The organism is Pseudomonas trutticola BRTCR10 (assembly GCF_056155105.1).
On the sequence record NZ_CM149552.1, the window covers coordinates 6,134,409 to 6,160,347 of the forward strand.

25 protein-coding genes are annotated in these 25,939 nt (G+C 61.0%); 17 read left to right on the forward strand and 8 right to left on the reverse strand.

Translation table 11 applies throughout. The features are described from left to right. Window positions 1-166 precede the first annotated feature (166 nt). From ACVVH8_RS27885 to pilG, 6 genes are all read right to left on the reverse strand, one after another. Window positions 167-637 (reverse strand): chemotaxis protein CheW, encoded by a 471-nt coding sequence (locus ACVVH8_RS27885; protein ID WP_103304293.1) that lies wholly within the window; start codon window positions 635-637, stop codon window positions 167-169. Then, window positions 630-6,533 carry a hybrid sensor histidine kinase/response regulator gene (locus tag ACVVH8_RS27890; protein ID WP_475227401.1) on the reverse strand — a complete coding sequence of 1,968 codons (5,904 nt, stop codon included), beginning with the start codon at window positions 6,531-6,533 and terminating at the stop codon, window positions 630-632. Before ACVVH8_RS27890 ends, ACVVH8_RS27885 begins: the two co-directional genes overlap by 8 nt. Window positions 6,534-6,544: 11 nt before the next feature. Further along, on the reverse strand, window positions 6,545-8,599 hold the full coding sequence (locus ACVVH8_RS27895) for a methyl-accepting chemotaxis protein (RefSeq protein WP_103304295.1): 2,055 nt from the start codon (window positions 8,597-8,599) through the stop codon (window positions 6,545-6,547). Between the two features lie 247 nt (window positions 8,600-8,846). Next, on the reverse strand, window positions 8,847-9,386 hold the full coding sequence (locus ACVVH8_RS27900) for a chemotaxis protein CheW (protein ID WP_103304296.1): 540 nt from the start codon (window positions 9,384-9,386) through the stop codon (window positions 8,847-8,849). A gap of 10 nt (window positions 9,387-9,396) precedes the next feature. After that, window positions 9,397-9,762 (reverse strand): twitching motility response regulator PilH, encoded by a 366-nt coding sequence (gene pilH / locus ACVVH8_RS27905; protein ID WP_007913674.1) that lies wholly within the window; start codon window positions 9,760-9,762, stop codon window positions 9,397-9,399. 60 nt (window positions 9,763-9,822) lie between these two features. Further along, entirely contained in the window at window positions 9,823-10,227 is a 405-nt protein-coding gene (pilG, locus tag ACVVH8_RS27910) for a twitching motility response regulator PilG (RefSeq protein ID WP_007913673.1), read from the reverse strand. Window positions 10,228-10,452: 225 nt separating this feature from the next. Here pilG and gshB point away from each other — a divergent pair, with 225 nt between their 5' ends. From gshB to ACVVH8_RS27945, 7 genes are all read left to right on the forward strand, one after another. Beyond that, window positions 10,453-11,424 (forward strand): glutathione synthase, encoded by a 972-nt coding sequence (gene gshB, locus ACVVH8_RS27915; RefSeq protein ID WP_475227404.1) that lies wholly within the window; start codon window positions 10,453-10,455, stop codon window positions 11,422-11,424. A 106-nt stretch (window positions 11,425-11,530) separates the two neighbouring features. Beyond that, window positions 11,531-12,430 carry an energy transducer TonB gene (locus tag ACVVH8_RS27920; RefSeq protein WP_103304298.1) on the forward strand — a complete coding sequence of 300 codons (900 nt, stop codon included), beginning with the start codon at window positions 11,531-11,533 and terminating at the stop codon, window positions 12,428-12,430. A 237-nt stretch (window positions 12,431-12,667) separates the two neighbouring features. Continuing rightward, window positions 12,668-13,240, forward strand: coding sequence for a YqgE/AlgH family protein (locus tag ACVVH8_RS27925; protein WP_103304299.1), 573 nt, complete (start codon window positions 12,668-12,670; stop codon window positions 13,238-13,240). After that, the gene (ruvX, locus tag ACVVH8_RS27930) at window positions 13,240-13,677 is read left to right on the forward strand and encodes a Holliday junction resolvase RuvX (RefSeq protein ID WP_064589634.1); all 438 of its coding nucleotides are present in this window, start codon (window positions 13,240-13,242) and stop codon (window positions 13,675-13,677) included. Before ACVVH8_RS27925 ends, ruvX begins: the two co-directional genes overlap by 1 nt. 81 nt (window positions 13,678-13,758) lie before the next feature. Further along, window positions 13,759-14,265 carry a bifunctional pyr operon transcriptional regulator/uracil phosphoribosyltransferase PyrR gene (gene pyrR, locus ACVVH8_RS27935; protein ID WP_103304300.1) on the forward strand — a complete coding sequence of 169 codons (507 nt, stop codon included), beginning with the start codon at window positions 13,759-13,761 and terminating at the stop codon, window positions 14,263-14,265. Between the two features lie 27 nt (window positions 14,266-14,292). Continuing rightward, window positions 14,293-15,297, forward strand: a complete 1,005-nt coding sequence (locus tag ACVVH8_RS27940; protein ID WP_095164512.1) for an aspartate carbamoyltransferase catalytic subunit — start codon at window positions 14,293-14,295, stop codon at window positions 15,295-15,297. Continuing rightward, on the forward strand, window positions 15,294-16,565 hold the full coding sequence (locus ACVVH8_RS27945) for a dihydroorotase (RefSeq protein ID WP_475227407.1): 1,272 nt from the start codon (window positions 15,294-15,296) through the stop codon (window positions 16,563-16,565). Before ACVVH8_RS27940 ends, ACVVH8_RS27945 begins: the two co-directional genes overlap by 4 nt. A gap of 153 nt (window positions 16,566-16,718) precedes the next feature. Here the strand turns inward: ACVVH8_RS27945 and ACVVH8_RS27950 are convergent, their stop codons facing one another. Next, window positions 16,719-17,153, reverse strand: coding sequence for an NINE protein (locus tag ACVVH8_RS27950; protein ID WP_123532556.1), 435 nt, complete (start codon window positions 17,151-17,153; stop codon window positions 16,719-16,721). 248 nt (window positions 17,154-17,401) lie between these two features. Between ACVVH8_RS27950 and ACVVH8_RS27955 the strand changes: the two genes are divergently transcribed. Beyond that, complete coding sequence (locus ACVVH8_RS27955; protein WP_315445134.1) at window positions 17,402-18,025, forward strand: NlpC/P60 family protein; 624 nt, start codon at window positions 17,402-17,404, stop codon at window positions 18,023-18,025. A 119-nt stretch (window positions 18,026-18,144) separates the two neighbouring features. On the opposite strand, the gene ACVVH8_RS27960 is transcribed toward ACVVH8_RS27955, so the two are convergent. Next, complete coding sequence (locus ACVVH8_RS27960) at window positions 18,145-19,179, reverse strand: type IV pilus twitching motility protein PilT (protein ID WP_475227409.1); 1,035 nt, start codon at window positions 19,177-19,179, stop codon at window positions 18,145-18,147. A 56-nt stretch (window positions 19,180-19,235) separates the two neighbouring features. Here ACVVH8_RS27960 and ACVVH8_RS27965 point away from each other — a divergent pair, with 56 nt between their 5' ends. The 9 genes from ACVVH8_RS27965 to hemW all read left to right on the forward strand — a co-directional run bounded on the left by ACVVH8_RS27965 (window position 19,236) and on the right by hemW (window position 25,912). Continuing rightward, the gene (locus ACVVH8_RS27965) at window positions 19,236-19,922 is read left to right on the forward strand and encodes a YggS family pyridoxal phosphate-dependent enzyme (RefSeq protein WP_475227411.1); all 687 of its coding nucleotides are present in this window, start codon (window positions 19,236-19,238) and stop codon (window positions 19,920-19,922) included. 24 nt (window positions 19,923-19,946) lie between these two features. Next, the gene (gene proC, locus ACVVH8_RS27970) at window positions 19,947-20,765 is read left to right on the forward strand and encodes a pyrroline-5-carboxylate reductase (RefSeq protein ID WP_103304306.1); all 819 of its coding nucleotides are present in this window, start codon (window positions 19,947-19,949) and stop codon (window positions 20,763-20,765) included. Window positions 20,766-20,775: 10 nt separating this feature from the next. Beyond that, window positions 20,776-21,366, forward strand: a complete 591-nt coding sequence (locus tag ACVVH8_RS27975) for a YggT family protein (protein WP_166221515.1) — start codon at window positions 20,776-20,778, stop codon at window positions 21,364-21,366. After that, window positions 21,363-21,653 (forward strand): DUF167 domain-containing protein, encoded by a 291-nt coding sequence (locus ACVVH8_RS27980; protein ID WP_103304308.1) that lies wholly within the window; start codon window positions 21,363-21,365, stop codon window positions 21,651-21,653. The genes ACVVH8_RS27975 and ACVVH8_RS27980 overlap by 4 nt, the downstream gene beginning before the upstream one ends. Window positions 21,654-21,889: 236 nt before the next feature. Continuing rightward, on the forward strand, window positions 21,890-23,029 hold the full coding sequence (gene metX / locus ACVVH8_RS27985) for a homoserine O-succinyltransferase MetX (RefSeq protein ID WP_103304309.1): 1,140 nt from the start codon (window positions 21,890-21,892) through the stop codon (window positions 23,027-23,029). A 7-nt stretch (window positions 23,030-23,036) separates the two neighbouring features. Further along, a complete protein-coding gene (metW, locus tag ACVVH8_RS27990; RefSeq protein WP_475227414.1) occupies window positions 23,037-23,657 on the forward strand; it encodes a methionine biosynthesis protein MetW in 621 nt (206 codons plus the stop codon). A 25-nt stretch (window positions 23,658-23,682) separates the two neighbouring features. Then, complete coding sequence (locus ACVVH8_RS27995; RefSeq protein ID WP_213026848.1) at window positions 23,683-24,117, forward strand: DUF4426 domain-containing protein; 435 nt, start codon at window positions 23,683-23,685, stop codon at window positions 24,115-24,117. Next, window positions 24,114-24,710 (forward strand): RdgB/HAM1 family non-canonical purine NTP pyrophosphatase, encoded by a 597-nt coding sequence (gene rdgB / locus ACVVH8_RS28000; RefSeq protein WP_064116272.1) that lies wholly within the window; start codon window positions 24,114-24,116, stop codon window positions 24,708-24,710. Before ACVVH8_RS27995 ends, rdgB begins: the two co-directional genes overlap by 4 nt. After that, the gene (gene hemW, locus ACVVH8_RS28005) at window positions 24,707-25,912 is read left to right on the forward strand and encodes a radical SAM family heme chaperone HemW (RefSeq protein WP_249412077.1); all 1,206 of its coding nucleotides are present in this window, start codon (window positions 24,707-24,709) and stop codon (window positions 25,910-25,912) included. The genes rdgB and hemW overlap by 4 nt, the downstream gene beginning before the upstream one ends. Window positions 25,913-25,939: the final 27 nt, after the last annotated feature.

Consider the following 25,939-nt stretch of genomic DNA (forward strand, 5'->3'; position numbering starts at 1 on the left):
AGGGTTTTGTGTGGTTTACAAGATTCGAACACAACTCGGACCCTGTAAGAACCTGCAGGCCAGCTCCCACAGGATTCTGCGGCGTTCACAGATTTGAATACGACTCGGACACCGTGGAAGCTGGCTTGCCAGCGATGGGGTCTGTCAGATCACTGAAAGCTCTGGATCAATGGACCAGGCCAGCCTCCACCAACAACTTCTCCAGCCCCAACAAATCCGGCACCTTCGCTACCTGCTCTCCGACCTGCACCGCCGCCTGCTCCAGCGCACACAGCGGTACATCGACATAACTCAACTGGCTATCGAGCTTGTAAGACCGCGGAATCCCCTGCACCAGCAAGGCAATGAACTTCAACTCCGGCAATCCACCGAGCGCATTGAGAATCACGATCCGCGCCCGCTCGCCGATAACGATTTTCTGCCCGCACGCCGACTCGAAACTCAGCAGCGGAATCTGCCGCTCGCGCCACATCACCCGCCCCAGATACCAAGGAGGCGTGTCCAGGTCGAAGGCGCTGGCCTGATAGTCGATCAGCTCGGCCACCGCGACGTTGGGCAGGATCAGATTGCGATCCGCCAACGGCAGCAGCAAACCGGTGAGTTGACTGCTGCGCTGATTGTGCCGGCGCTCATGCATGTTTCTTGCTCCAGTGGGCAATGCTTTCGAGCAACACCGATTCCTGATACGGCTTGCCGAGGTAGTCGTTGACGCCGATGGCCATGGCGCGGTCGCGGTGTTTCTGGCCGGTGCGCGAGGTGATCATGATGATGGGCAGGTGTTGCAGGCGTTCGTCGTTGCGCACTTGGGTGGCGACTTCGAAGCCGTCCATGCGCGGCATTTCGATGTCGAGCAGCATCAGGTCGGGCATGTGTTCTTCGAGCAGGAGCATGGCGTCGACACCGTCCTTGGCGGTCAGCACGTTCATGCCGTGGCGTTCGAGCAAACGACTGGTGACCTTGCGCACGGTAACCGAGTCGTCGACCACCATGACCAGCAACGGCTTCTGCGGCTCGCTGTCGATGTCCGGCAGCGTCGGATACTGCGCAACTCGCGCCTGCATTGCGCGGATCGGCGCCAGCAAATCGAGAATCAGCACCACCCGGCCATCGCCGAGAATCGTCGCGCCGGACACGCCCTGCACCGCTGCGAACTGCGGGCCGAGGCTCTTCACCACAATCTCGCGAGTACCGGCCATGGTGTCGACCTGCACCGCTATGCGTCGGTCGTTGTACTGCACCAGCAACACTGGCAACGGCAGGCTCTGCCCCAGCAGTTTCGGCCGCGATGAAGTTTTCAGCAGTTCGCCCAGATAGCACAACTCATAGCGTTGGCCACCGTATTGATAGCTCGGCGGATCGAGACGGAAATGGCCGTCCAGATCATTCGGCAAGACACGGACAATACCGTCGATGGTGTTCAGCGGAATCGCATATTGATCCTCACCGCACTGCACCATCAACGCACGGTTGACCGACACGGTGAACGGCAGGCGAATACGGAAATGCACGCCCTGCCCCGGCACCGAATCAATGCTCATGCTGCCGCCCAACTGGCGGACTTCTTCGTGCACCACGTCCATGCCGACGCCACGCCCGGAAATCTGGGTGATTTTCTCGGCGGTGGAGAAACCCGGCTGAAGGATGAACTGCAATACGTCGCGGTCGCTGATCTCGGCGTCCGGCGCGAGCAATCCGCGCTTGATCGCCTTGCGCCGTACGGCGTCTAACGGCACGCCGGCTCCATCGTCGCGGATGTCGAAAACGATGTCGCCACCCTCGCGGGACAGGTCCAGCGTGATAGTACCCTGCGCCGGTTTGCCCGCCGCCAGGCGCACTTCGGCAGACTCCAGACCATGGTCGACGGCGTTGCGCAGCATGTGCTCCAGCGGTGCGGCCATGCGTTCCAGCACATTGCGATCCATCTCGCCTTCGGCATTGCCGACGACAAACGCGACGTCTTTGTTCAGCTCTTCGGCGACCTGACGGACGATGCGCTTGAGGCGCGGCAACATGCGTTCGAACGGCACCATGCGCGTACGCATCAGGCCTTCCTGCAATTCGGTGTTGATGCGGCCCTGTTGCTGCAACAGGTTCTCGGCATCGTGGTTGCGGCGGTCGAGGGTTTCCTTCAGATCAAGCAAGTCGGAAGCGGACTCGAACAACGCCCGCGACAGTTGCTGCAGCTGCGAATGCCGATCCATTTCCAGCGGATCGAATTCCTCGTAGCCGAGGCGCTCGGCATCGACTTGCTGACGGCTGAGGATACGCCCCTGGGTTTCAGTGTCGAGCCGGCGCAATTGATCGCGCATGCGCTCGATGGTGGTTTCCATCTCGTTGAGCGCGACTTGTGCGTCATTGACTTGCTGTTCGATACGACCACGGAAAATCGAGGTCTCCCCGGCCAGATTGACCAGTTCGTCGAGCAGCTCGGCAGAGACCTTGACCATGTCCGCCGCCACCTCGGCAGCGGGTGGCGCAGGCTCGGTTTTAACCGGCAAAGGCAACAGTGGCGGCGCTTCAGGCGTCAGCGGATGGCTGAAACTCTGGATCGCATTGATCAGCCGATCCGCTGGCGGACACGGTTGCCCGGCGCGCACGGCATCGAGCATTTGCGCCAGTCGGTCATGCCCGCGCTGCACCAGCGCAAACAGCTCGGTCGACGCAGGCAGCGTGCCGGCAGAAATGCTTTCGTAAAGGTATTCGAGTTCGTGAGCGAGGTCGCCGATCGGGCCGATCTCGACCATCCGCGCGCCACCCTTGAGGGTGTGCAGATCGCGCAGCAGGGTTTCCACTTCCTGGCGATTGCCCGGCTCGGCCTGCCAGCGCAGCAGCGCGGCGCCGGAGTTCTCGATGATGTCGAAACCTTCTTCGAGGAAGATTTCCAGCAACTCCGGGTCATGCCCGGCGCCTTCGTGATCGATGGCCGGTTGCGCCGTTTCGGCCGTGGCGGATGAGCCCTGACGCAGCTGTCGGATCGATTCGATCAGATCCAGCGCCGGGTTCAGCGGTTGGTGGTTTTGCAGCTGTTCAAGCAACAACGCCAAGCGGTCATGGCTCTTGTGCAGCAAACGGCCAAGGGCTTCGCTGTGACTGTAACGCCGATCAAGCAAACCTTCGTAAAGGCTTTCCAGCTCCTGGGCCAGATCGCCGATGGTCTCGACTTCGGCCATCCGCGCACCACCCTTGAGGGTGTGCAAATCGCGCTGCAACGACGACAGCGGCGCGACGTTGTCCGGGTCATTCAGCCAGCGCTGCAAGGCTTGCCCGGCGCTGTCGAGAATATCCACCGCTTCTTCGAGGAAGATCTCGACGATCTCGTCGTCAGGTTCGGACGTTACGGTTTTCTGCGCAAGCTCGGCGGTCGCCGCGCCCAGTTCGCGGATGCTCAAGGTGCGGCTGCCATCGCTGCGGATCAGGCCCATGGATGACGGATCGAGGCTTTCGTCGAGTAGCTCATGCAACGCACGAATCCGCGCAGGCTGCGGCGTGACTTCCTGGCCGGCGGCCAGTTCGTCGAGCATGTTGATCAGCGCTTCGTGGGCGTTTTGCGCCTCATGGAAAAACCGGTCGCTGACCGCGAGGCTGCTTTCTTCCACGGCGCCATAAAGATCGAGCAACGCTTCGCAGAGCACATCGACCGGCAGCAGATCCGCCAGGTGCGCACCTTCGCCGAGGGTGGTCAGTTCATCCAGCAGCGCACTGAGTTCCTGGCGTTCGCCGGGATGCTGCTGCCAGCGCTGCAAAAGGTTTTCGGCATCGAGCAGGATGTCCATGCCCTGGGCGAGGAAGTTGTTGAGCAACTGCGGATCACGCTTGATGCGCAATCCGGTGTTCGGCGCATTGAGGATCGATTCAAGACGCTCGGCGAGCAGTGTTTCGGTACGTTTGATCAGCGATTGCGCGCCGACAATCGGCGCCAGCGGATCGTGTTTGAGCTGACGCAAACCGACGCGGAACAGGCCTTCGGCTTCGAGGAGCAATTCCACTTCATCGAGATCGAGCGGCAGTTGATGCGCCTTGAACTCACGGGCCAATTGATCGAGCGGCGCTGCCAGTTCGGCAATCGGCAGTACGCCAGCCATCGACGCACTGCCCTTGAGGGTGTGCAAGGCGCGCTGCAATTCGTCGCTGGCCGGCAGCGGCACATGCTCGGCGGCTTGATCGAGGAAGCGGTTGAGACTGGCCAAGTGCGTCTCGGCTTCGTTGCGGAAGATCTCCAGCAACAACGGATCGAGCGCCGCGACATCGTTGACGTCTTCGGCGGCCAGCGGTTCATCACCCTTGGCCAAGGCGTGGGCGCGGGCGGCGAGTTGATCGACATCGCTGCGCTGGCGCTGGCTGTTGGTGGCGAATTCGCTGATCAGTTCCGGCAGCAACAGCACCGTATCGGTGAGCAGTTGCGGCACCACTGCGCCCGGCTCGACGCTTTGTTCAAGCACGCGGTTGAGCAGGTTTTCCACAGCCCAGGCCAGTTCGCCAAGAATCAGCGCACGGACCATGCGCCCGCTGCCTTTCAAGGTGTGAAAGGCGCGGCGCAGTTCGGTCAGAGCGGCGCGGTCCTGCGGATTGGCCGACCAGCGCGGCAGGTATTCGTGGAGGACTTCGAGGACCTCGTCGGTCTCTTCGAGGAACACTTCACGCAATTCGTCATCGACCGGCTCTTCATCGGCCGGCGGCGGCATCAGGCTGCCGGGGGTGATCAGCGCCGGCGGATTGACCGCCGAGACCGGGCTGGCCAACACGTCGGCCAGCGACTGCACAATCTCGGGATCGTCCAGCGCCTGCATGTCCTGCATCACCAGCGCTTCGCTGGGGCTGAGGACCTCCTCGAGAACCGGCACGTCGGGCTCTTCATCCGGAAAATAACCGAGACGGGCGAGGCTCTTTTGCGCGACGTCGAGCAATTGTTCGCTCGGGGCCTGCGGGTCGTCGCTCAGGCGTTCAAGGTAATACTCAAGGCTGCTGATGACATCGGCCAGGTGATCGAGTTGTTCCCAACCCGGCTCGTGCGGATCAAGCAGCAGATGTTCGCGGATAAAACCGTTGCAGGCCTCGACCAGGCTCGCCGCACGATTCAACGGAATCATCGCCAATGCACCGCGCACCTGAGTCAACAGCTCAGGCAACGGTTGCAGGTGCTGGCGGTCCCAATCGGCGTCGATGTAGTCGACGATCATGTCCTTGGCCTGTTGCAGGCAGATGCGCGCTTCCTTGATGACGATCTGATGGATCTGCGTCAGGTCGGTGGTGGGCAGGCGTGAGTCTTCCGGACTTTCCGGCTCGACCGTGCCAACCATTCCGGCGAGCGTCGCCTCGACATAAAGCAGCGCGCCGGCGACGTCCATCAACGTTGCATCGTTGGGTTCGCGGTGGCCCTGGGCGAGGCTTAGCACCACCGCCAGTTGATCGATGATGACCTTGCGCGGCTGGCCGAAACCGAGCACCGCGAGGGTGTCGGCGATCTGCCGCAGCGGCGCCAACAGACTTTCCAGATCCGACGCATGTTGACGGTCGCTGCGCACGAACAGATCGAGGCGTTCCTTGACCCGTACCAGTTCTTCGCACAATGCCGCCAGCACCGAGCGCATCGCATCGCGGTCGGGGCCGGCCAGGCGCGCGCGTTCTTCGTCGACCATCGCGCTGTCGGGCAACGCGTCGTCCAGGGAGTAGCGATCTTTCATGGTCAGCATCTGCCCGGTGGGATGTTCGGCCTTGGCAATATAGAACAACAGGCTTTTCAAAAGCTCCGGCGGTGGCGGCTGATTGAGGCCGCGCATGCCTTGGTCGAGCAGGCGTTTGAGTTCCTTGTCGGCGTCCTTGAACAGGCTGCGCAGCGCCGGGCTGTTGGCGATGGCGCCGTCGCGCATGCCTTCGACCAGCGCCGAGGCGACCTGCCACAACGGGCTCAGCGGCGCCTCGCCGCTCAGCGCTTCGAGGCGGCTGAAGACTTTAGCCAAGTATTCCAGGTGCGTCTGGTCATCCTGCTCACGCAGCAGACCGACCAGAGCCATTTGCAGCATCTGGCGTAATTTGCGCAGCACGTTCGGCAGCTCGGCCGGTTCCAGCAGTGCCAACGCGTCTGCACTCAGCGGCGGTAACTCGGGCAATTGCGGGCTGAACAGACTGGTTTCCGAGAGCAGGCTTTCGCCGCGAGCGCTGCGCAGATCATTGATCAGCGGCAGAACCACCAGCGGCAAATCTCGGCGAGCGCTCTGCACGCGATCGAGGTAGATCGGCAATTGTCCCAGCGCTTGCAGCAACAGGTGCAACGCTTCATCGCGATGACTGACGCGTTCGTGTTGCAGGGCTTCGACCAGATGCTCCATTTCTTCGGCGAGCAGCGCTGCGCCGTAGAACTCGACGATCTGCAGGCTGCCGTGAACCTGATGGATGTAATCCAGACACTCGTCCAGCCCGGGGAAGGCCTGCGGATCATCGAGCACGGCTTCTATCGCCTGATGCGCCAGTTTCAGCGTTTCGGCAATTTCACCTTTGACCCACTCGAGGGCCACATAGTCGTGCCGATTACCCATAACCACTCCGCTTACGCTTTATCCGTCGTCGGCGCTGCCGGCAAGGTGAAACCGGAGACCGAACGGCGCAACTGGCTGGCCATTTTCGTCAGGTTGCCGATGCTCTCGGCGGTGGCAGTGGAGCCCGACGACGTTTGCGTGGTGATCTGCTGGATCACGTTCATCGTCAGCGAGATCTGCCCGGCCGATGTCGTCTGCTGCTGCGCCGCGTTGGAGATGCTCTGAATCAGCGCCGCGAGTGTCTTCGACACGCCTTCGATTTCTTCCAGGGCCACTCCGGCATCCTGCGCCAGTCGTGCGCCGCGCACCACTTCGGTGGTGGTCTGTTCCATGGAAATGACCGCTTCATTGGTGTCGGTCTGGATCGCCCGCACCAGCGTTTCGATCTGCCGGGTGGCGGCAGACGAGCGCTCGGCCAGTCGCTGCACTTCGTCGGCAACCACGGCAAAACCGCGCCCGGCATCACCGGCCATCGACGCCTGAATCGCCGCGTTGAGGGCAAGGATGTTGGTCTGGTCGGCGATGTCGTCGATCAAGCTGACGATGTCGCCGATTTCCTGTGACGACTCGCCCAGGCGCTTGATGCGCTTGGCGGTGTCCTGAATCTGTTCGCGAATGTTGTCCATGCCGTGGATGGTGTTGTGCACCACCTCGTTGCCCTTGTTGGCGATTTCTACCGACCGCTCCGCCACCGCCGAAGACTCGGCAGCGTTGGCCGAGACCTGATCGATGGACTGGGCCATGTCGCTGATCGCCGTCGACGCTTCAGAAATCTGCTGCGCCTGATGCTCCGAGGCTTGCGCCAGATGCATGGCGGTGGCCTGGGTTTCCTGTACCGCTGCGGCGACCTGGCCGGCGGTGAGGTTGATCGTCGCGACCAGATCACGCAGTTGATCGACGGAATAGTTGATCGAGTCGGCGATGGTGCCGGTGAAGTCTTCGGTCACCGAGGCGGTCACGGTCAGATCGCCGTCGGCAAGGTCTTCGATTTCGTCGAGCAGGCGCATGATCGCGTTCTGGTTGCGCTCGTTTTTCTCGGCGGTCTCGCGCAACTGGCGGTTGGTTTCACGGACCATGACCATGCCGATCAGGATGATCGAGGCCAGCGCCAGCAAGCCCAGCACATAGCCGCCGATGGTGTCGGTGTTGCGCCCGCCGGCGAGGTTTTCGAAACCGTTGGCGAGGTGCGAGGCTTCGTCAAGCAGGGTTTGCGACAGGCTGAAGATGTTGCTTGCCGACTCACGGACCTTGAACAGCTCCGGTGAGGTTTCGAGAATTTCATCGACGGAGCCGGAGACGAACTGGAACAGCTCGGAAATCTCGCTCAAACGGGCGCGGGCATCGCGGTCTTCGACCTGGGTGATTTTCAGCGTCGGGTTGCCTTGCAGCATGCCGTTGAGCACCTGGCCGAAACGCGTGGCATCGCGGCCAAAGGCATCGGCGGCCTGCTGTGAATTTTCGTCGCCGGCGAGTACGGTGTTGACTGCGCCAAGGATGCGTTCGGCCAGCAGCGACTGACGCTGGGCCATCGCCACTTGCGCGGCCGGAGCGCCACGTTGCAGGAGGATTTCGACGACTTTTTCGTATTCGATCTGCAACTGCGGCACGGTTTCGGCCAGTGTCGCGGCGACCTGATGCAGCGACAGCACAGTCTGTTCGCTGGAGAGAATGGCGTCGGTGTTTTTCAGCAGGCGTTCCCAGTCGAGCTGCACGGCGCGCATTTCCGGGCGCACGGTGGATGGCGCGGGCGGCAGGCCGGTAGCCGGGTCGCCCTTTTTCAGGTAACCCCAGCGCTGGGCGAAATCGTTGCGCGCATCGCTGAGCAACTTGAACGCGGCAGCCTTGCCGGCGGCAGCTTCGGTGGCGTTCTTGGCGATGCGTTGCGACAGCACGCGCAGCTCACCGGCATGGCCGATGTACTGTTTGTCGTAGTTCGCCTGGGTGTTGAGGTAAGCGAAGTTGGCGAACAGCAGCATGATGAACACGATCAGTGCGATGAACAGCACGATGATCTGCGAGCGACTGCGCGATCCTTCCGCTGGCTTGCCTGTTTTTGCTTTTGTCATCGGTCCTCGCCTGTTTGAAGCTCACCGGTAGAACCTGTAGGAACTAGCCTTGGAAAGTGAAGGGATTCTGTGGCGAGGGGATTTATCCCCGATGGTTGGCGAAGCCGACCCAAAACCTACATTTGAGATGTATCAGATACAACTCATGTTCTGGGGCCGCTGCGCGGCCCATCGGGGATAAATCCCCTCACCACAGAATCCCATTACCACATGGCCCATTCCCACAATGGATTCTCTGTTGTTTCGACTAAATTGCGACACTCATGAACACCGGTGATTTAGCCAGGGCAAACAGGCTGAACACCCGCCAGTTCTGCTCGCGCCGGAAATAGCCTTTGACGAACTCGGCCTTGGAGCCCTGGCGTTTGCTGATCGAAACAGGTTCGAAACTGTCCTGCTCGAAGTGCTGCAAACCAATGACCTCGTCGACCATCAATCCAGCAAACACGTCGCCATGCTCAACCACCAGCACCCGCCGCTGCTTGCGCAAGGGCGACAGCTCATGCCCGAAGAAACCGCACAAATCCATGATCGGCAGCAGCCGCCCGCGCAGGTTAGCCACCCCTTTGACCCACGGCTTGACCCCGGGCAACTGGGTGAAGCGCGGTTCGTGCAGCACTTCGCTGACTTCGCCCATCGGCGCAACGTACCAGTGCTCGCCAAGGCGAAAACCGATACCGCTCCAGCGATCCTGGCGCGCAGGCTGCGACGGCAGGTCGGCCGCCAACAGGCGGCAGCGCTGGTCAATCTGCCAGAGCAGTTCGAACGCGGTCAGCGATTCGCTCATGGTTGCGCGATCAGCCTTTAAGCACGTTGTTCAGGGTCTTGATCAGGGTGTCTTCGTCGACCGGTTTGGTCAGGTAGTCCTTGGCGCCCTGACGGGTGCCCCAGACCTTGTCGGTTTCCTGATCCTTGGTGGTGATGATGATCACCGGGATGTGACTGGTGTCGGCATCCTTGGTCAACTGACGGGTCGCCTGGAAACCGTTGAGGCCGGGCATGACGATGTCCATCAGGACTGCATCGGGCTTTTCCTGACGGGCCAGTGCGACACCGTCGGCGCCGTTTTCAGCTTTGAGCACTTCGTGACCGTGCTTTTCGAGCATGCCGGTCAGTTTGTACATTTCAGTCGGCGAATCATCGACGATCAGGATACGTGCCATGGTTTTCCCCATTTTTCTTGTCGACCCCCGGCCCGCTGGCCGAGCGTCACTGTACGTGTCTTACTGCGGCAAAACGGCGGCGAAGCCCGGAACATGGGCTTGAATCGCGTTGAGCAGTTCTTCCTTGCTGAAAGGCTTGGTCAAAAATTGATCGGAGCCGACAATCCGCCCCTTGGCCTTGTCGAACAGCCCGTCCCTGGACGACAGCATGATCACCGGCGTGGCCTTGAACGCGCTGTTGTTCTTGATTAAAGCGCAGGTCTGATAACCATCCAGACGCGGCATCATGATGTCGACAAAAATGATCCCGGGATGGTTGTCGGCGATCTTCGCCAACGCGTCGAAACCGTCGATGGCCGTGATGACTTCACAGCCCACATTCTTCAACAGTGTTTCGGCGGTGCGACGAATCGTTTTCGAGTCATCGATCACCATGACCTTCAAGGCGCTGGACTGCTGTTCCATAAGGGGGCTCTACCGTCGCCTTTGCGAATCAAATTGTCCGTTTTGCGATGAGTAATGGCTGGAAACCCTTGATGCTCAAGGGCCAGCACGCTATGCCAGCCTTTTTAGCACAGTCTCCAGATGCAATCTATCGACGGGTTTTCCCTTGACCGAAAACCCGCCCGGCGCCACTCTGGCGGCACTTTTTTCATACCGATCCGGTAGCCAATTTTCGAGGAAAACCCAATGAGCGTTCGCGTCGGGATTGTCATGGACCCTATCGCCAGCATCTCCTATAAAAAGGATAGCTCGCTGGCCATGCTGCTGGCCGCGCAGAAGCGTGGCTGGGAGCTGTTCTACATGGAACAGCGCGACCTGTATCAGGCCGAAGGCCAGGCGCGGGCGCGCATGAAGCCGCTGAAAGTCTTCGCCAACCCGGAAAAATGGTTCGAACTGGACGACGAGCAGGACAATCTGCTGAGCGATCTGGACGTGATCCTGATGCGCAAGGATCCGCCGTTCGACATGGAGTTCGTCTATTCCACCTACCTGCTCGAACAGGCCGAAACCGCTGGCGTGCTGGTGGTCAACAAACCGCAGAGCCTGCGCGACTGCAATGAAAAGCTGTTCGCCACGCTGTTCCCGCAGTGCACCCCGCCAACCATCGTCAGCCGTCGCGCCGATGTATTGCGTGAATTCGCCGCCAAGCATGGCGACGTGATCCTCAAGCCGCTGGACGGCATGGGTGGCACGTCGATTTTCCGTCACCGCGCGGGCGATCCGAACCTGTCGGTGATTCTGGAAACCCTGACCGCCCTCGGTGGCCAGCAGATCATGGGCCAGGCCTACCTGCCGGCGATCAAGGACGGCGACAAACGCATCCTGATGATCGACGGCGAGCCGGTGGATTACTGCCTGGCGCGGATTCCGGCGCAGGGCGAAACCCGTGGCAACCTGGCGGCCGGTGGCCGTGGTGAAGCACGCCCGCTGACTGAAAAGGATCGCTGGATCGCGGCTCAAGTCGGCCCGACCCTGCGTGAGAAAGGCCTGCTGTTCGTCGGCCTGGACGTGATCGGCGAAAGCCTCACCGAAATCAACGTCACCAGCCCGACCTGCATCCGTGAAATCGACAATGCGTTTGGCACTGACATTGGCGGCATGTTGATGGATGCCATTGAAAGCAAGCTGCAAGCTGCGAGCCGCAAGCCGCAAGCTTGAAGTCAGTGGTGAGCAGCTTGTCGCTTGCCGCTTGAAGCTTGCAGCTAAAAACCAACATTGCGTTATCATGCCGAGCCCGTAAAAACGCGATGTTGGTTTTTCTGTCATGACCCTCCCGTCCGATCTGCCCGCAGAACTCGCCCATCGTGGCGTGCGCCCGGCCGATCGCCTCGGATTTACCCTGTTTCTTGCGGCGCTGATTCATTTGGCGCTGCTGCTTGGCGTCGGCTTCACGATGGTCGAGCCCAAGCAGATCAGCAAAACCCTGGAAATCACCCTCGCCACCTTCAAGAGCGAAACCAAGCCGAAAAAAGCTGATTTCCTCGCTCAGGAAAACCAGGAAGGCAGCGGCACGCTGGACAAGAAGGCGATTCCGAAGACCACCGAGGTCGCGCCGTTCCAGGACAATCAGGTGAAAAAGGTCACTCCGCCACCGGCCGCCAAACCGGAAGTGCAGGAGGCCGCGCCCAAGGCAGCGGTGACCACCGTGGCGCCGAAGCCGAAAAAGGCGCCGACCAAGAAAGAAGAAACCAAGACCGAGGTCAAACCGACCGTTGACGCGCCTGAGTTCGACAGCTCGCAACTGTCCAGCGACATCGCCAGCCTCGAAGCGGAACTGGCCAAGGAACAACAGCTGTACGCCAAGCGCCCGCGCATTCACCGTTTGAGCGCGGCGTCGACCATGCGCGACAAAGGCGCCTGGTATAAGGATGACTGGCGCAAGAAAGTCGAGCGTATCGGCAACCTCAATTACCCCGAAGAAGCGCGACGCAAGCAGATCTACGGCAATTTGCGCCTGATGGTCTCGATCAACCGCGATGGCTCGCTGTATGAAGTGCTGGTGCTCGAGTCGTCGGGCCAGCCGCTGCTGGATCAGGCGGCTCAGCGCATTGTCCGCCTGGCGGCACCGTTTGCCCCGTTTACCGGGGACTTGTCGGATATCGACCGACTGGAAATCATCCGCACCTGGAAATTCGCCCGGGGCGACAAGCTCTCGAGCAATTGAACAGTGCCGGGTGCACCTTTGTGGTGAGGGGATTTATCCCCGACGGGGTGCGAAGCGCCCCCAAAACCGAAGCCCTCGGTTTGTCAGTTGCACCGCGTACATAGATCTGACGACTGCTGCGCAGCCGGTCGGGGATAAATCCCCTCACCACAAAAGGCGCGGTTCCATCATCGGAACTGTGTAGGTGTAAGCATCCTCAGCTTGTCAGTTCGCCCCTTGAACGCCACACTATCGCTCATGAAAAACGTCAGCCCCAGCTACCTCAAGCATCACTTCCTGATCGCCATGCCGCACATGGCCGACCCGAACTTTGCCCACACCTTGACCTACATCGTCGAGCACACGGCCAATGGCGCCATGGGGATTGTGGTCAATCGACCGCAGGAGCTGAATCTGGCGGACATTCTTGAGCAACTGCGCCCGGACATCGATCCGCCGGCCCTCTGCCAGCATGTACCGATCTTCATTGGCGGCCCGGTGCAGACCGATCGCGGTTTTGTCCTGCACCCGGCGGGCAAGACCTTCCAGGCCACCGCCGAGCTTGAAGGTGACCTGGCACTGTCCACCTCACAGGACGTGCTGTTCGCCATCGCTGACGGTGTCGGCCCGGCGAAAAGCCTGATCGCCCTCGGCTACGCTGGCTGGGAAGCCGGGCAACTGGAAGCGGAACTGGCCGACAATGCGTGGCTGACCTGCCCTTACGACGCCGACATCCTGTTCAACACCAGCAGCGAATTGCGCCTCGAAGCAGCGGCCAAACACCTGGGGATCAACCTCAGCCTGCTGACCAGCCAGGCGGGGCACGCCTGATGGCCCTGCGCCTGATTCTCGGCTTCGACTACGGCACCAAACAGATCGGCGTTGCCGTCGGTCAGGTGATTACCGGCCAGGCCCGCGAGCTGTGCACCCTGAAAGCACAGAACGGCGTGCCGGACTGGAACCAGGTCGAAGCCCTTATAAAAGAATGGAAACCTGACGCCGTCGTCGTCGGCCTGCCGCTGAACATGGACGGCACACCGAGCGACATGTGCGTACGCGCCGAGAAATTCGCCCGCCGCCTCAATGGCCGCTTCAACCTGCCGTTCTATACCCACGACGAACGCCTGACCACGTTTGAAGCCAAAGGCGAGCGACTGGCCCGCGGCGGCCAGAAAGGCAGTTACCGCGACAACCCGGTGGATGCAATCGCTGCCGCTCTGCTGTTGCAGGGCTGGCTCGATGAAAACACCGCACTATTTGAATCCTGACAAGCGCTTCGGCGCTTTTCTTTTGGCTAAAAACCCAGCCATGTCCGGCAGGACGCGGCTCGGGTCAAAGAAGGAGCAACCATGAGTCTGCCCAATCCCGCCGATCTGATCAGCCAGATGGCGACCCGCCTCAAGGCGCACCTTGCCCAGCGTGGCATCAGCGAACCGCGCTACATCGGCATTCGCACTGGCGGCATCTGGGTCGCGCAAGCCCTGCTCAAGGAATTGGGCAGCGACTCGCCATTGGGCACGCTGGATGTTTCCTTCTACCGCGACGATTTCAGCCAGAACGGCCTGCACCCGCAAGTGCGCCCGTCCGCCCTGCCCTTCGAGATCGAAGGCCAGCATCTGGTGCTGATCGATGACGTACTGATGAGCGGCCGCACCATCCGCGCCGCCATGAACGAACTGTTCGACTACGGCCGCCCGGCCAGCGTGACTCTGGTCTGCCTGCTCGACCTGGACGCTGGCGAGCTGCCGATCCGCCCCAACGTGGTCGGCGCGACCTTGGCGCTGGCCGCCCACGAGCGCGTGAAGCTGTCCGGCCCCGAGCCACTGACGCTCGAACTGCAAGATTTCTCCCTTTAATCCGCCCTATTGAGAGTCCCCCTCGCGATGACGCCTCTAGATACCAAGCGCCCGCTGCAGCTCAATGATCAGGGCCAGCTGCGCCACTTCCTCTCGCTCGACGGCCTGCGCCGCGAGTTACTGACGGAAATCCTCGACACTGCCGACTCGTTCCTCGAAGTCGGTGCCCGGGCGGTGAAGAAAGTCCCGTTGCTGCGCGGCAAGACCGTGTGCAACGTGTTCTTCGAAAACTCCACACGCACCCGCACCACCTTCGAACTGGCGGCCCAGCGGCTGTCGGCGGACGTGATTACCCTGAACGTGTCGACCTCGTCGGCAAGTAAAGGTGAAACGCTGCTCGACACCCTGCGCAACCTCGAAGCCATGGCCGCCGACATGTTCGTTGTGCGCCACGGTGATTCCGGCGCCGCGCACTTCATCGCCGAACACGTTTGCCCGCAAGTGGCGATCATCAATGGCGGCGACGGCCGTCACGCCCACCCGACCCAGGGCATGCTCGACATGCTCACCATCCGTCGGCACAAGGGCAGTTTCGAAAACCTCTCGGTGGCGATCGTCGGCGACATCCTGCACTCGCGGGTGGCGCGCTCGAACATGCTCGCCCTGAAGACCCTCGGCTGCCCGGACATCCGCGTGATCGCGCCGAAAACCCTGCTGCCGATCGGCATCGAGCAATACGGCGTGAAGGTCTACACCGACATGACCGAAGGCCTCAAAGACGTCGACGTGGTGATCATGCTGCGCCTGCAGCGTGAGCGCATGACCGGCGGCCTGCTGCCGAGCGAAGGCGAGTTCTACCGCTTGTTCGGCCTGACCACCGCGCGTCTGGCCGGGGCCAAACCCGACTGCATCGTCATGCACCCGGGGCCGATCAACCGTGGCGTGGAGATCGAGTCGGCGGTGGCTGACGGTCCGCACTCGGTAATCCTCAATCAAGTGACCTACGGCATCGCCATCCGTATGGCCGTGCTGTCGATGGCCATGAGCGGGCAAACAGCGCAACGTCAATTCGAGCAGGAGAACGCCCAGTGAAGCTCAGCATTCTCGGCGCCCGCGTCATCGATCCAAGCAGCGGCCTGGATCAAATCACCGATATCCACGTTGAAGCTTGCAAGATCGTCGCCCTCGGCGCCGCTCCGGCCGGTTTCAGCGCAGTTGAAACCATTGATGCTCAAGGCCTTGTGGCCGCTCCGGGCCTCGTTGACCTTAACGTCGCCCTGCGCGAGCCGGGCTACAGCCGTAAAGGTTCGATTGCCAGCGAAACCCGCGCAGCCGCCGCCGGCGGCGTGACCAGCCTGTGCTGCCCGCCGAAAACCAAACCGGTGCTCGACACCTCCGCCGTGGCCGAACTGATCCTCGACCGCGCACGTGAGGCCGGCAACACCAAGGTGTTCCCGATTGGCGCGCTGAGCAAAGGTCTGGACGGTGAGCAACTGGCGGAACTGGTGGCGCTGCGTGACGCCGGTTGCGTGGCATTCGGCAACGGCCTGGAGAGTTTCCGCAATACCCGCACCCTGTGCCGGGCGCTGGAATACGCAGCGACGTTTGATCTGACGGTGATTTTCAACTCGCAGGATCACGATCTGGCCGAAGGTGGCCTGGCCCACGAAGGCGCCGTCGCCAGTTTCCTCGGTCTGCCGGGGATTCCGGAAACGGCGGAAACCGTAGCTTTGGCTCGGGATCTGTTGCTGGTCGAGCAAACTGGCGTGCGTGCGCACTTCAGCCAGTTGACCAGCGCTCGCGGCGTGGCGCTGATTGCCCAGGCTCAGGCTCGCGGCTTGAAGGTCACAGCAGATGTCGCGCTGTATCAACTGATCCTGACCGATGAAGCGTTGATCGACTTCAGCAGCCTCTATCACGTACAACCGCCGCTGCGCACCCGCGCTGATCGCGATGGCCTGCGTGAAGCGGTGAAGTCCGGTGTGATCTCGGCAATTTCCAGCCATCACCAGCCGCACGAGCGTGATGCCAAACTGGCACCGTTTGGCGCGACCGAGCCGGGCATCAGCAGTGTTGAACTGCTGCTGCCGTTAGCGATGACGTTGGTTGAGGATGGTTTGCTCGATCTGCCGACTTTGCTGGCTCGGTTGAGCGCAGGTCCGGCTGACGCGCTGCGTCTGCCGGCGGGCAAACTGGCGGTGGGTGGCGCGGCGGATATCGTGCTGTTCGATCCGAAGGCCTCGACCGTGGCCGGTGAAGGCTGGCTGTCGAAGGGTGAGAACTGCCCGTTCCTGGGGCACAGTCTGCCGGGCGTGGTTCGCTATACCCTGGTGGATGGGCGGATCAGCCACCAGGCGTAATCTGCTGGTGAGGGACCTTGTGGCGAGGGGATTTATCCCCGATGGGCTGCGCAGCAGCCCCAAATCAGCAACCGCGGTGGTTCAGATCATCCGCGGTTGACTATTTTCAGGGCCGCTGCGCGTCCCATCGGGGATAAATCCCCTCGCCACAGGTTACTGGAAGGCACCGCGATTCTCGGCGTTACGCACCGACACCTGATCGTTCAGCGTCCAGAAGTCATACAGCACGCCAATAAAGAACAACCCGCCCGTCAGCAGATAGATCAGCCCGCTGATCCACTTGCCCTGATACATCCGGTGCACGCCCAGCGCACCAAGAAACGTCAGCAGAATCCACGCCACGTTGTACTCGATCGGCCCTTCGGCAAAACGCAGATCCGCCTCGCGATCCATCGCCGGGATCAGGAACACGTCGATCAGCCAGCCAATTCCGAGCAAACCGAAGGTGAAAAACCAGATCGTTCCGGTCACCGGCTTGCCGTAATAAAAGCGGTGAGCACCGGTGAATCCGAAGATCCACAGCAGATAACCGATGAGTTTGCTGTGGGTGTCTTTTTCCTTCACACGGGGTAGCTGATAGCTGTTCATGAAGACCTCATTGCACTCGATAGATAAATATTCTTGAATTCTTTGTGACTTTTTTACAGGTAGCCGACGTATGGCAAATGTTACCGTTGCTACCTCCAAAGCCTTGTAGCACAGGACTTCTGTCCGACAATCGCGTCAATTTGCCGCTTATTTGGTTCCGTTGCCTCCAGAGTCAATCGACCAACGGCCTCGGAAGGGACAAAAAAGCTGTTATAAAGTTGCGCGCTATCACTGAAGAGCCACGCCTAATGCGACCATTTTTCAAGACATGGCTAACCATTTGCCTATTAATGCCACTGGCCGCCCACGCCACCAATCGTGAGCAACGTCTTCCCAACGTTAACGGTTTCACCCCTAAATCCCATGCTTCTGCTCCATCGAGCAAAAGCAAGCAAAGCAAAGTCACCACGCTGAGCAGCAAGAGCCACGGCAAGCTGGTACCGCCGATGGCGAACAAGGAAAGCAGTAACGTCCTTAGCCGCGCAGTGAACGTCCTCGGTACGCCATACCGTTGGGGCGGCAGTAGCCCAAGTAAAGGCTTCGACTGCAGCGGCCTGGTGAAATACGCGTTCAACGACGCTACGTTCGACCTGCCACGCACCTCCAATGCCATGGCCAGCGGCCACGGCGAGAAAGTCGATCGCAAGGACTTGAAGCCGGGCGACCTGATTTTCTTCAACATCAAGAGCCGCCGGGTCAATCACGTTGCCATCTACCTGGGCAACGACCGCTTTATCCACGCACCGCGCCGTGGCAAGTCGGTGAGCATCGATACGCTGAACAAGCCGTATTGGGAAAAGCATTACGTGGTGGCCAAGCGTGTGCTGCCGAAAGAACCGGCCAGCAAGCAGCTGCGCGTAGTTCAACGCTAACACCGCAGATCGTTCCCACGCTCTGCGTGGGAACGCAGCCCGGGACGCTCTGCGTCCCAAAGCGGACGCGGAGCGTCCATCGAGGCATTCCCACGCAGAGCGCGGGAACGATCATCCTCTCAGAAATTATCCGGCGTACGCGCCTTATCCCGCGCATGCTCGCGGCTGATCAAGCCCTTGGTCACCAGGTCCTTCAGACACATGTCGAGTGTCTGCATCCCCAACGCCCCACCCGTCTGAATCGCCGAATACATCTGCGCCACCTTGTCTTCGCGGATCAGGTTACGGATCGCCGACGTTCCCAGCATGATCTCGTGCGCCGCCACCCGTCCGCCGCCGATCTTCTTGATCAGCGTCTGGGACACAACTGCCAACAACGACTCCGACAGCATCGAGCGCACCATCGACTTCTCATCACCGGGGAATACGTCGACCACCCGGTCGATAGTTTTCGCCGCCGAGGTGGTGTGCAGCGTGCCGAACACCAGATGCCCGGTCTCGGCAGCGGTCAGGGCCAGGCGGATGGTTTCCAGATCACGCATCTCGCCCACCAGAATCACATCCGGATCTTCGCGCAGTGCTGAACGCAACGCGGTGGCGAAGCTGCGGGTATCGCGGTGGACTTCGCGCTGGTTGATCAGGCATTTGCGCGATTCGTGAACGAATTCGATCGGGTCTTCGATGGTGAGGATGTGGTGATGACGATGGGTATTGAGGTAGTCGATCATCGCCGCCAGCGTGGTCGACTTGCCGGAGCCGGTTGGCCCGGTGACCAGCACCAGCCCGCGCGGGGCATCGGTGATCTTGCGAAAGACGTCGCCCATGGCGAGGTCTTCCATGTTCAGCACCTTCGATGGAATGGTGCGGAACACCGCGCCGGCGCCACGGTTCTGGTTGAAGGCGTTGACCCGGAAACGTGCAACACCGGGGACCTCGAAGGAAAAATCCGTTTCCAGGTGTTTCTCGAAGTCGACGCGCTGGGTGTCGTTCATGATGTCGTAGATCAATTCGTGCACTTGCTTGTGATCCAGCGCCGGCAGATTGATCCGCCGCACATCGCCATCGACTCGAATCATCGGCGGCAGACCGGCCGACAGGTGCAGGTCGGAAGCTCCCTGTTTGGCGCTGAAGGCCAGCAGTTCAGTGATATCCATAGCGCTCCTCAATTCCAGTAGAATGCCGCGAACCTTCAGACCGCCGGCGCCTCTTGATGTCCACGATAGCAGACAACATTCAACTGGTTAGTTCGCGCATCCAGGCCGCTACCGCTGCCGCCGGGCGCCCCGAAAACAGCGTGCAGTTGCTGGCCGTGAGCAAAACCAAACCCGCTGAAGCCCTGCGCGAGGCACATGCAGCCGGCCTGCGCGATTTTGGCGAGAACTACCTGCAGGAAGCCTTGGGCAAACAGCTCGAACTGGCCGACCTGCCCTTGATCTGGCACTTCATCGGCCCCATTCAATCGAACAAGACTCGAGCCATTGCCGAGCATTTCGACTGGGTGCACTCCGTGGATCGCCTGAAAATTGCTCAACGGCTGTCCGAACAACGCCCGGCCGACCTGCCAGCGCTGAACATCTGCATTCAGGTCAACGTCAGCGGCGAGGCCAGCAAGTCCGGCTGCACCCCGGCTGATCTGCCGGCACTGGCCGCCGCCATAAACGCGCTGCCGCGCCTGAAGCTGCGCGGGCTGATGGCGATTCCCGAGCCGACCGAAGATCGCGCCGAACAGGACGCCGCATTTGCCGCCGTGCAGAAATTGCAGGCCAGCCTCGATCTGCCGCTCGACACGCTGTCCATGGGCATGAGTCACGACCTCGAGTCGGCCATTGCCCAAGGCGCCACCTGGGTTCGTATCGGTACGGCCCTGTTTGGCGCCAGAGATTATTCCCAGTCTTGAACGTTTCCAGATAAGGACCAAAACATGAGCAACACACGTATTGCGTTTATCGGTGCGGGCAACATGGCGGCCAGCCTGATTGGCGGCCTGCGCGCCAAAGGTCTGGAAGCCGCGCAGATTCGCGCCAGCGACCCGGGCGAGGAAACCCGCGCCAAGGTCAGCGCCGAACACGGCATTGAAACCTTCGCCGACAACGCTCAGGCCATCGACGGCGTCGACGTCATCGTGCTGGCGGTCAAGCCACAGGCGATGAAAGCCGTGTGCGAAGCGATTCGCCCGAGCCTGAAAGCCAATCAACTGGTGGTCTCGATTGCTGCCGGTATCACCTGCGCCAGCATGACCGCATGGCTCGGCGAACAACCGATCGTGCGCTGCATGCCGAACACTCCGGCGCTGCTGCGTCAGGGCGTCAGCGGCCTGTACGCCACGCGCGAAGTGACCGCCGAGCAGCGTCAGCAAGCCGAAGAGCTGCTGTCCGCCGTCGGCATCGCGCTGTGGCTCAACGAAGAGCAGCAACTGGACGCGGTCACTGCGGTGTCCGGTTCCGGCCCGGCCTACTTCTTCCTGCTGATCGAAGCCATGACCGCCGCCGGCGTCAAACTCGGTCTGCCAAAAGAAATCGCTGAGCAACTGACCCAGCAAACTGCCCTTGGCGCCGCGCACATGGCGGTTTCCAGTGACGTTGACGCTGCCGAACTGCGCCGCCGCGTGACTTCGCCAAACGGCACCACCGAAGCTGCCATCAAATCATTCCAGGCCAATGGCTTCGAAGCCCTGGTCGAAACCGCACTCGGCGCCGCCGCGCACCGCTCGGCCGAAATGGCCGAACAACTGGGCAAATAAGGAGCCTTACATGATTGGATTGAACACCGCAGCGGTTTACGTGCTGCAAACCCTCGGCAGTCTGTATCTGCTGATCGTGCTGCTGCGCTTCGTGCTGCAACTGGTACGGGCAAACTTCTATAACCCGCTGTGCCAGTTCATCGTTAAAGCGACCCAGCCACTGCTCAAGCCGCTGCGCCGGATCATTCCGAGCCTGTTCGGCCTCGACATGTCGTCGTTGGTGCTGGCGATTCTGGTGCAGCTGGCACTGATGGCCCTGACCCTGCTGCTGACTTACGGCACCACCGGCAACCCGCTGCAACTGTTTATCTGGTCGATCATCGGCGTAACCGCGCTGTTCCTGAAGATTTTCTTCTTCGCCCTGATCATCAGCGTGATCCTCTCGTGGGTCGCGCCGGGCAGCCACAATCCGGGTGCTGAACTGGTCAACCAGATCTGCGAACCGGCCCTGGCGCCGTTCCGCCGCTTTCTGCCAAGCATGGGCGGTCTGGACCTGTCGCCGATCTTTGCGTTTCTGGCGCTGAAGCTGATCGACATGTTGGTGATCAACAATCTGGCGGCGATGACGATGATGCCGGAAATCCTGCGCCTGCTGATGTGAGCTGGTTTCGCTGGGACGGTGACGACTTGATCCTCGAGTGTCACCTGCAACCAGCAGCCCGCAGCGATGATTTCTGCGGGCTGCACGGTGATCGCTTGAAGATCCGCCTGACCGCGCCGCCGGTCGAGGGCAAGGCCAATGCCTATCTGATGGGCTTTCTGGCCAAGGCGTTTGGGGTGTCCAAGAGCCAGGTCAGTTTGCTCAGTGGCGAGTTGAATCGGCAGAAGCGGGTGAAGATCTGTTCGCCGAAGAAGTTGCCGGATTTGCCTGATCTGGTGCGCCCGTGATCGAGTAGTGCAGCACTTGTGGCGAGGGGATTTATCCCCGATGGGTGGCGAAGCCGCCCCTTGCTTTCTTCCAGCCAGTCCGCGTCAGCAGGTTTTGCGACTGCTGCGCAGCCGATCGGGGATAAATCCCCTCGCCACAGGGGGCGCGTTCAATGAATGAATGAGGCCCGATCGTTGCTTGCCGCTAACCCCCCCGGTCTTTAGACTTACGCCTCATTTCAACGAGAGCAGGGTCGATGCCAGCTGCCTTTCCCCCCGATTCTGTTGGTCTGGTGACGCCGCAAACGGCGCACTTCAGCGAACCGCTGGCCTTGGCCTGTGGCCGTTCGCTGCCCGCCTATGACCTGATCTACGAAACCTACGGCACGCTGAACGCACAGGCGAGCAACGCCGTGCTGATCTGCCACGCCCTGTCAGGCCACCACCACGCCGCCGGCTATCACAGCCCCGACGACCGCAAACCGGGTTGGTGGGACAGCTGCATCGGCCCCGGCAAACCGATCGACACCAACAAATTCTTCGTGGTCAGCCTGAACAACCTCGGCGGCTGCAACGGCTCCACTGGCCCAAGCAGCATCAACCCGGACACCGGCAAACCGTTCGGCGCCGACTTCCCGGTGCTCACCGTTGAAGACTGGGTGCACAGTCAGGCGCGTCTCGCTGACCTGCTCGGCATCGGCCAGTGGGCTGCGGTGATTGGCGGCAGCCTCGGCGGCATGCAGGCGCTGCAATGGACCATCACGTATCCGGATCGCGTGCGCCACTGCCTGGCCATCGCCTCGGCACCCAAACTGTCGGCACAGAACATCGCCTTCAACGAAGTCGCCCGCCAGGCGATCCTCACCGACCCCGAGTTCCACGGCGGTTCGTTCCAGGAACAAGGCGTGATCCCCAAGCGCGGGCTGATGCTGGCGCGGATGGTCGGGCACATCACCTACCTGTCCGACGACTCCATGGGCGAGAAATTCGGCCGTGGCCTGAAGAGCGAAAAGCTCAACTACGACTTCCACAGTGTCGAGTTCCAGGTCGAGAGCTACCTGCGTTATCAGGGCGAGGAGTTCTCCGGGCGCTTCGATGCCAACACCTATCTGTTGATGACCAAGGCACTGGATTACTTCGATCCGGCGGCGAACTTCGACGATAACCTGGCGAAAACCTTCGAGAACGCCACGGCGAAGTTCTGCGTGATGTCGTTCACCACCGACTGGCGCTTCTCCCCTGCCCGTTCGCGTGAACTGGTCGATGCCCTGATGGCGGCGCGCAAAGACGTCAGCTATCTGGAAATCGACGCGCCGCAGGGCCACGACGCCTTCCTGATTCCGATCCCGCGCTACTTGCAGGCGTTCGGCAATTACATGAACCGAATTACGGTGTGAACAAGCCATGAGAGCTGATCTGGAAATCATCCAGGAATGGATCCCCGCCGGCAGCCGTGTCCTCGACCTCGGTTGCGGTGACGGCGAACTGCTGACCTGGCTGCGCGACAACAAGCAGGTCACCGGTTATGGCCTGGAAAACGACGCCGACAACATCGCCGAGTGCGTGGCCAAGGGTATCAACGTCATCGAGCAGGATCTGGACAAGGGGCTGGGCAACTTCGCCAGCAACAGTTTCGACATCGTCGTGATGACCCAGGCCCTGCAAGCCGTGCACTACCCGGACAAGATCCTCGACGAAATGCTGCGGGTCGGCCGCCAGTGCATCATCACCTTCCCGAACTTCGGTCACTGGCGCTGCCGCTGGTATCTGGCGAGCAAGGGCCGGATGCCGGTGTCGGAGTTTCTGCCCTACACCTGGTACAACACGCCGAACATCCACTTCTGCACCTTCGAAGACTTTGAAGAACTTTGTCGCGAACGTGATGCGAAGGTCATTGATCGGCTTGCCGTGGATCAACAGCACCGTCACGGGTGGGCCAGTAAGCTATGGCCTAATCTGTTAGGTGAGATCGGTATCTACCGCGTCAGCAGCCCGGTGCTTGCAGATCATCGGATCGCGGTCTGAGCCACGACTTTTCGAGGAGACGATCATGGGTCGTTTAGCGTTGTTGTTACTCACAGCCTGCCTGAGCGTCAGTGCCATGGCGGCCGACGTCATCAAGGGCGAACGCAAGGAAACCTTCGGCGACGTGACGGTGCACTACAACACCTTCAATTCCACGTTTCTGACCCCGGACATCGCCAAGGCAGCAGAGCTTGTCCGCAGCAAGAATCAAGGCGTGATCAACGTCTCGGTGATCAAGGACGGCAAACCACTGGTCGCCAGCGTCACCGGCACGGTCAAAGACCTGACCAGCCAGAGCGTGCCGCTGAATTTCCGCCAGGTCACCGAGCAGGGCGCGATTTACTACATCGCCCAGTACCCGGTGGAGCAGCAGGAAACCCGCACCTTTGAAATCAAGGTGCAGAACGGCGACAAGATCAACACCATCAATTTCAACCAAGAACTCTTTCCCGGCGAATGATGAACATCAAGCAGCTCGTACTGGCCAGCCATAACGCCGGCAAACTCAAAGAACTCCAGGCCATGCTCGGCGACTCGGTGCAACTGCGCTCGATTGGCGAGTGGAGCAAGGTCGAGCCGGAAGAAACCGGTCTTTCGTTTGTCGAGAACGCGATCCTCAAGGCGCGCAATGCCGCACGCATTTCCGGGCTGCCGGCGCTGGCCGATGACTCCGGCCTGGCAGTGGATTTCCTCGGCGGTGCGCCGGGCATCTACTCGGCGCGTTATGCCGACGGCAAAGGCGATGCGGCGAACAACGCCAAGCTGCTCGACGCCCTCAAAGACGTGCCGGAAGCCGAGCGCGGCGCACAGTTCGTCTGCGTGCTGGCGCTGGTGCGTCACGCTGATGATCCGCTGCCGATTCTTTGTGAAGGCCTGTGGCACGGGCGAATTCTGACCGCCGCCAGCGGCGAACACGGTTTCGGCTACGACCCGCTGTTCTGGGTGCCGGAACGTGACGTATCCAGCGCTGAACTGAGCCCGGCCGACAAGAACCAGATCAGCCACCGCGCCCGTGCAATGGATCTGCTGCGCCAGCGTCTGGGCTTGAAATGACCCGTGACTCTTCTGCGTCGTCGCTGATTGTCGGCGGCGCCGCTTCTTCACCTCGGGCGCCGCTGCCGACGCTGCCGCCCCTGGCGCTGTACATCCACATCCCGTGGTGTGTGCGCAAATGCCCGTATTGCGACTTCAACTCGCACACCGCCAGCCCGGTTTTGCCGGAGCAGGAATACGTCGACGCGTTGCTGGCTGATCTCGATCAGGACCTGCACGCGGTTTACGGCCGTGAAATCAGCTCGATCTTCTTCGGTGGCGGCACGCCGAGCCTGTTCAGCGCCGAGGCCCTAGGGCGTTTGCTGGAAGGCGTCGAGCAGCGCATTCCGTTCGCCTCCGACATCGAAATCACTCTGGAAGCCAATCCCGGCACCTTCGAACAAGAGAAGTTCGTCGCGTACCGCAAGCTGGGGATCAATCGCCTGTCGATCGGCATCCAGAGTTTCCAGCAGGAAAAACTCAAGGCGCTCGGTCGCATCCACAACGGCGATGAAGCGGTGCGCGCCGCCGGCATGGCGCGTCAGGCCGGGTTCGATAACTTCAACCTCGACTTGATGCACGGCTTGCCGGATCAGTCGCTGGACGACGCATTGAGCGATTTGCGCCAGGCCATCGAACTGAAGCCGACGCACATTTCCTGGTATCAGCTGACGCTGGAACCGAACACGGTGTTCTGGAACCAACCGCCCGTGCTACCGGAAGACGACACGCTGTGGGACATTCAGGAAGCCGGGCAAGCGCTGCTGGCCGAGCACGGTTACGCGCAATACGAAGTGTCGGCTTATGCCCAAGCCGGACGCCCGGCGCGGCATAACCTCAACTACTGGAGTTTCGGCGACTTCATCGGTATCGGTGCGGGTGCGCATGGCAAGCTCAGCCATCCGGACGGGCGCATCGTGCGCACCTGGAAAACGCGCCTGCCGAAGGACTACCTCAATCCGGCGAAAAGCTTCCAGGCCGGCGAGAAGGCCCTGACCAACGACGAAATGCCGTTCGAGTTTCTGATGAACGCTTTACGCCTGACCGCAGGTGTCGAATCGCGTCTGTATCCGGAGCGCACCGGCCTGTCGCTGGACACGCTTGCCGAAGGCCGGCGCGAGGCCGAACAAAGCGGTCTGTTGCAGGTCGAACCGTCACGTCTGGCGGCCACCGAGCGCGGACAACTGTTCCTCAACGACTTGCTGCAACAATTTCTGAACTGAGCCCAACCCTCAACTTCTGTCCCAAGG

What these genes read in the sequence shown, in the direction of transcription:
- ACVVH8_RS27965 (WP_475227411.1), top strand. Translation starts at nt 19,236, where the DNA reads ATGTCCACGATAGCAGACAACATTCAACTGGTTAGTTCGCGCATCCAG.
- ACVVH8_RS27890 (WP_475227401.1), bottom strand. Translation starts at nt 6,533, where the DNA reads ATGGGTAATCGGCACGACTATGTGGCCCTCGAGTGGGTCAAAGGTGAA.
- ruvX (WP_064589634.1), top strand. Translation starts at nt 13,240, where the DNA reads ATGGCCCTGCGCCTGATTCTCGGCTTCGACTACGGCACCAAACAGATC.
- ACVVH8_RS27940 (WP_095164512.1), top strand. Translation starts at nt 14,293, where the DNA reads ATGACGCCTCTAGATACCAAGCGCCCGCTGCAGCTCAATGATCAGGGC.
- rdgB (WP_064116272.1), top strand. Translation starts at nt 24,114, where the DNA reads ATGATGAACATCAAGCAGCTCGTACTGGCCAGCCATAACGCCGGCAAA.
- ACVVH8_RS27900 (WP_103304296.1), bottom strand. Translation starts at nt 9,386, where the DNA reads ATGAGCGAATCGCTGACCGCGTTCGAACTGCTCTGGCAGATTGACCAG.
- proC (WP_103304306.1), top strand. Translation starts at nt 19,947, where the DNA reads ATGAGCAACACACGTATTGCGTTTATCGGTGCGGGCAACATGGCGGCC.
- pyrR (WP_103304300.1), top strand. Translation starts at nt 13,759, where the DNA reads ATGAGTCTGCCCAATCCCGCCGATCTGATCAGCCAGATGGCGACCCGC.
- ACVVH8_RS27950 (WP_123532556.1), bottom strand. Translation starts at nt 17,153, where the DNA reads ATGAACAGCTATCAGCTACCCCGTGTGAAGGAAAAAGACACCCACAGC.
- ACVVH8_RS27895 (WP_103304295.1), bottom strand. Translation starts at nt 8,599, where the DNA reads ATGACAAAAGCAAAAACAGGCAAGCCAGCGGAAGGATCGCGCAGTCGC.
- ACVVH8_RS27960 (WP_475227409.1), bottom strand. Translation starts at nt 19,179, where the DNA reads ATGGATATCACTGAACTGCTGGCCTTCAGCGCCAAACAGGGAGCTTCC.
- ACVVH8_RS27995 (WP_213026848.1), top strand. Translation starts at nt 23,683, where the DNA reads ATGGGTCGTTTAGCGTTGTTGTTACTCACAGCCTGCCTGAGCGTCAGT.
- ACVVH8_RS27920 (WP_103304298.1), top strand. Translation starts at nt 11,531, where the DNA reads ATGACCCTCCCGTCCGATCTGCCCGCAGAACTCGCCCATCGTGGCGTG.
- ACVVH8_RS27925 (WP_103304299.1), top strand. Translation starts at nt 12,668, where the DNA reads ATGAAAAACGTCAGCCCCAGCTACCTCAAGCATCACTTCCTGATCGCC.
- ACVVH8_RS27885 (WP_103304293.1), bottom strand. Translation starts at nt 637, where the DNA reads ATGCATGAGCGCCGGCACAATCAGCGCAGCAGTCAACTCACCGGTTTG.
- hemW (WP_249412077.1), top strand. Translation starts at nt 24,707, where the DNA reads ATGACCCGTGACTCTTCTGCGTCGTCGCTGATTGTCGGCGGCGCCGCT.
- metW (WP_475227414.1), top strand. Translation starts at nt 23,037, where the DNA reads ATGAGAGCTGATCTGGAAATCATCCAGGAATGGATCCCCGCCGGCAGC.
- pilH (WP_007913674.1), bottom strand. Translation starts at nt 9,762, where the DNA reads ATGGCACGTATCCTGATCGTCGATGATTCGCCGACTGAAATGTACAAA.
- ACVVH8_RS27975 (WP_166221515.1), top strand. Translation starts at nt 20,776, where the DNA reads ATGATTGGATTGAACACCGCAGCGGTTTACGTGCTGCAAACCCTCGGC.
- pilG (WP_007913673.1), bottom strand. Translation starts at nt 10,227, where the DNA reads ATGGAACAGCAGTCCAGCGCCTTGAAGGTCATGGTGATCGATGACTCG.
- gshB (WP_475227404.1), top strand. Translation starts at nt 10,453, where the DNA reads ATGAGCGTTCGCGTCGGGATTGTCATGGACCCTATCGCCAGCATCTCC.
- metX (WP_103304309.1), top strand. Translation starts at nt 21,890, where the DNA reads ATGCCAGCTGCCTTTCCCCCCGATTCTGTTGGTCTGGTGACGCCGCAA.
- ACVVH8_RS27955 (WP_315445134.1), top strand. Translation starts at nt 17,402, where the DNA reads ATGCGACCATTTTTCAAGACATGGCTAACCATTTGCCTATTAATGCCA.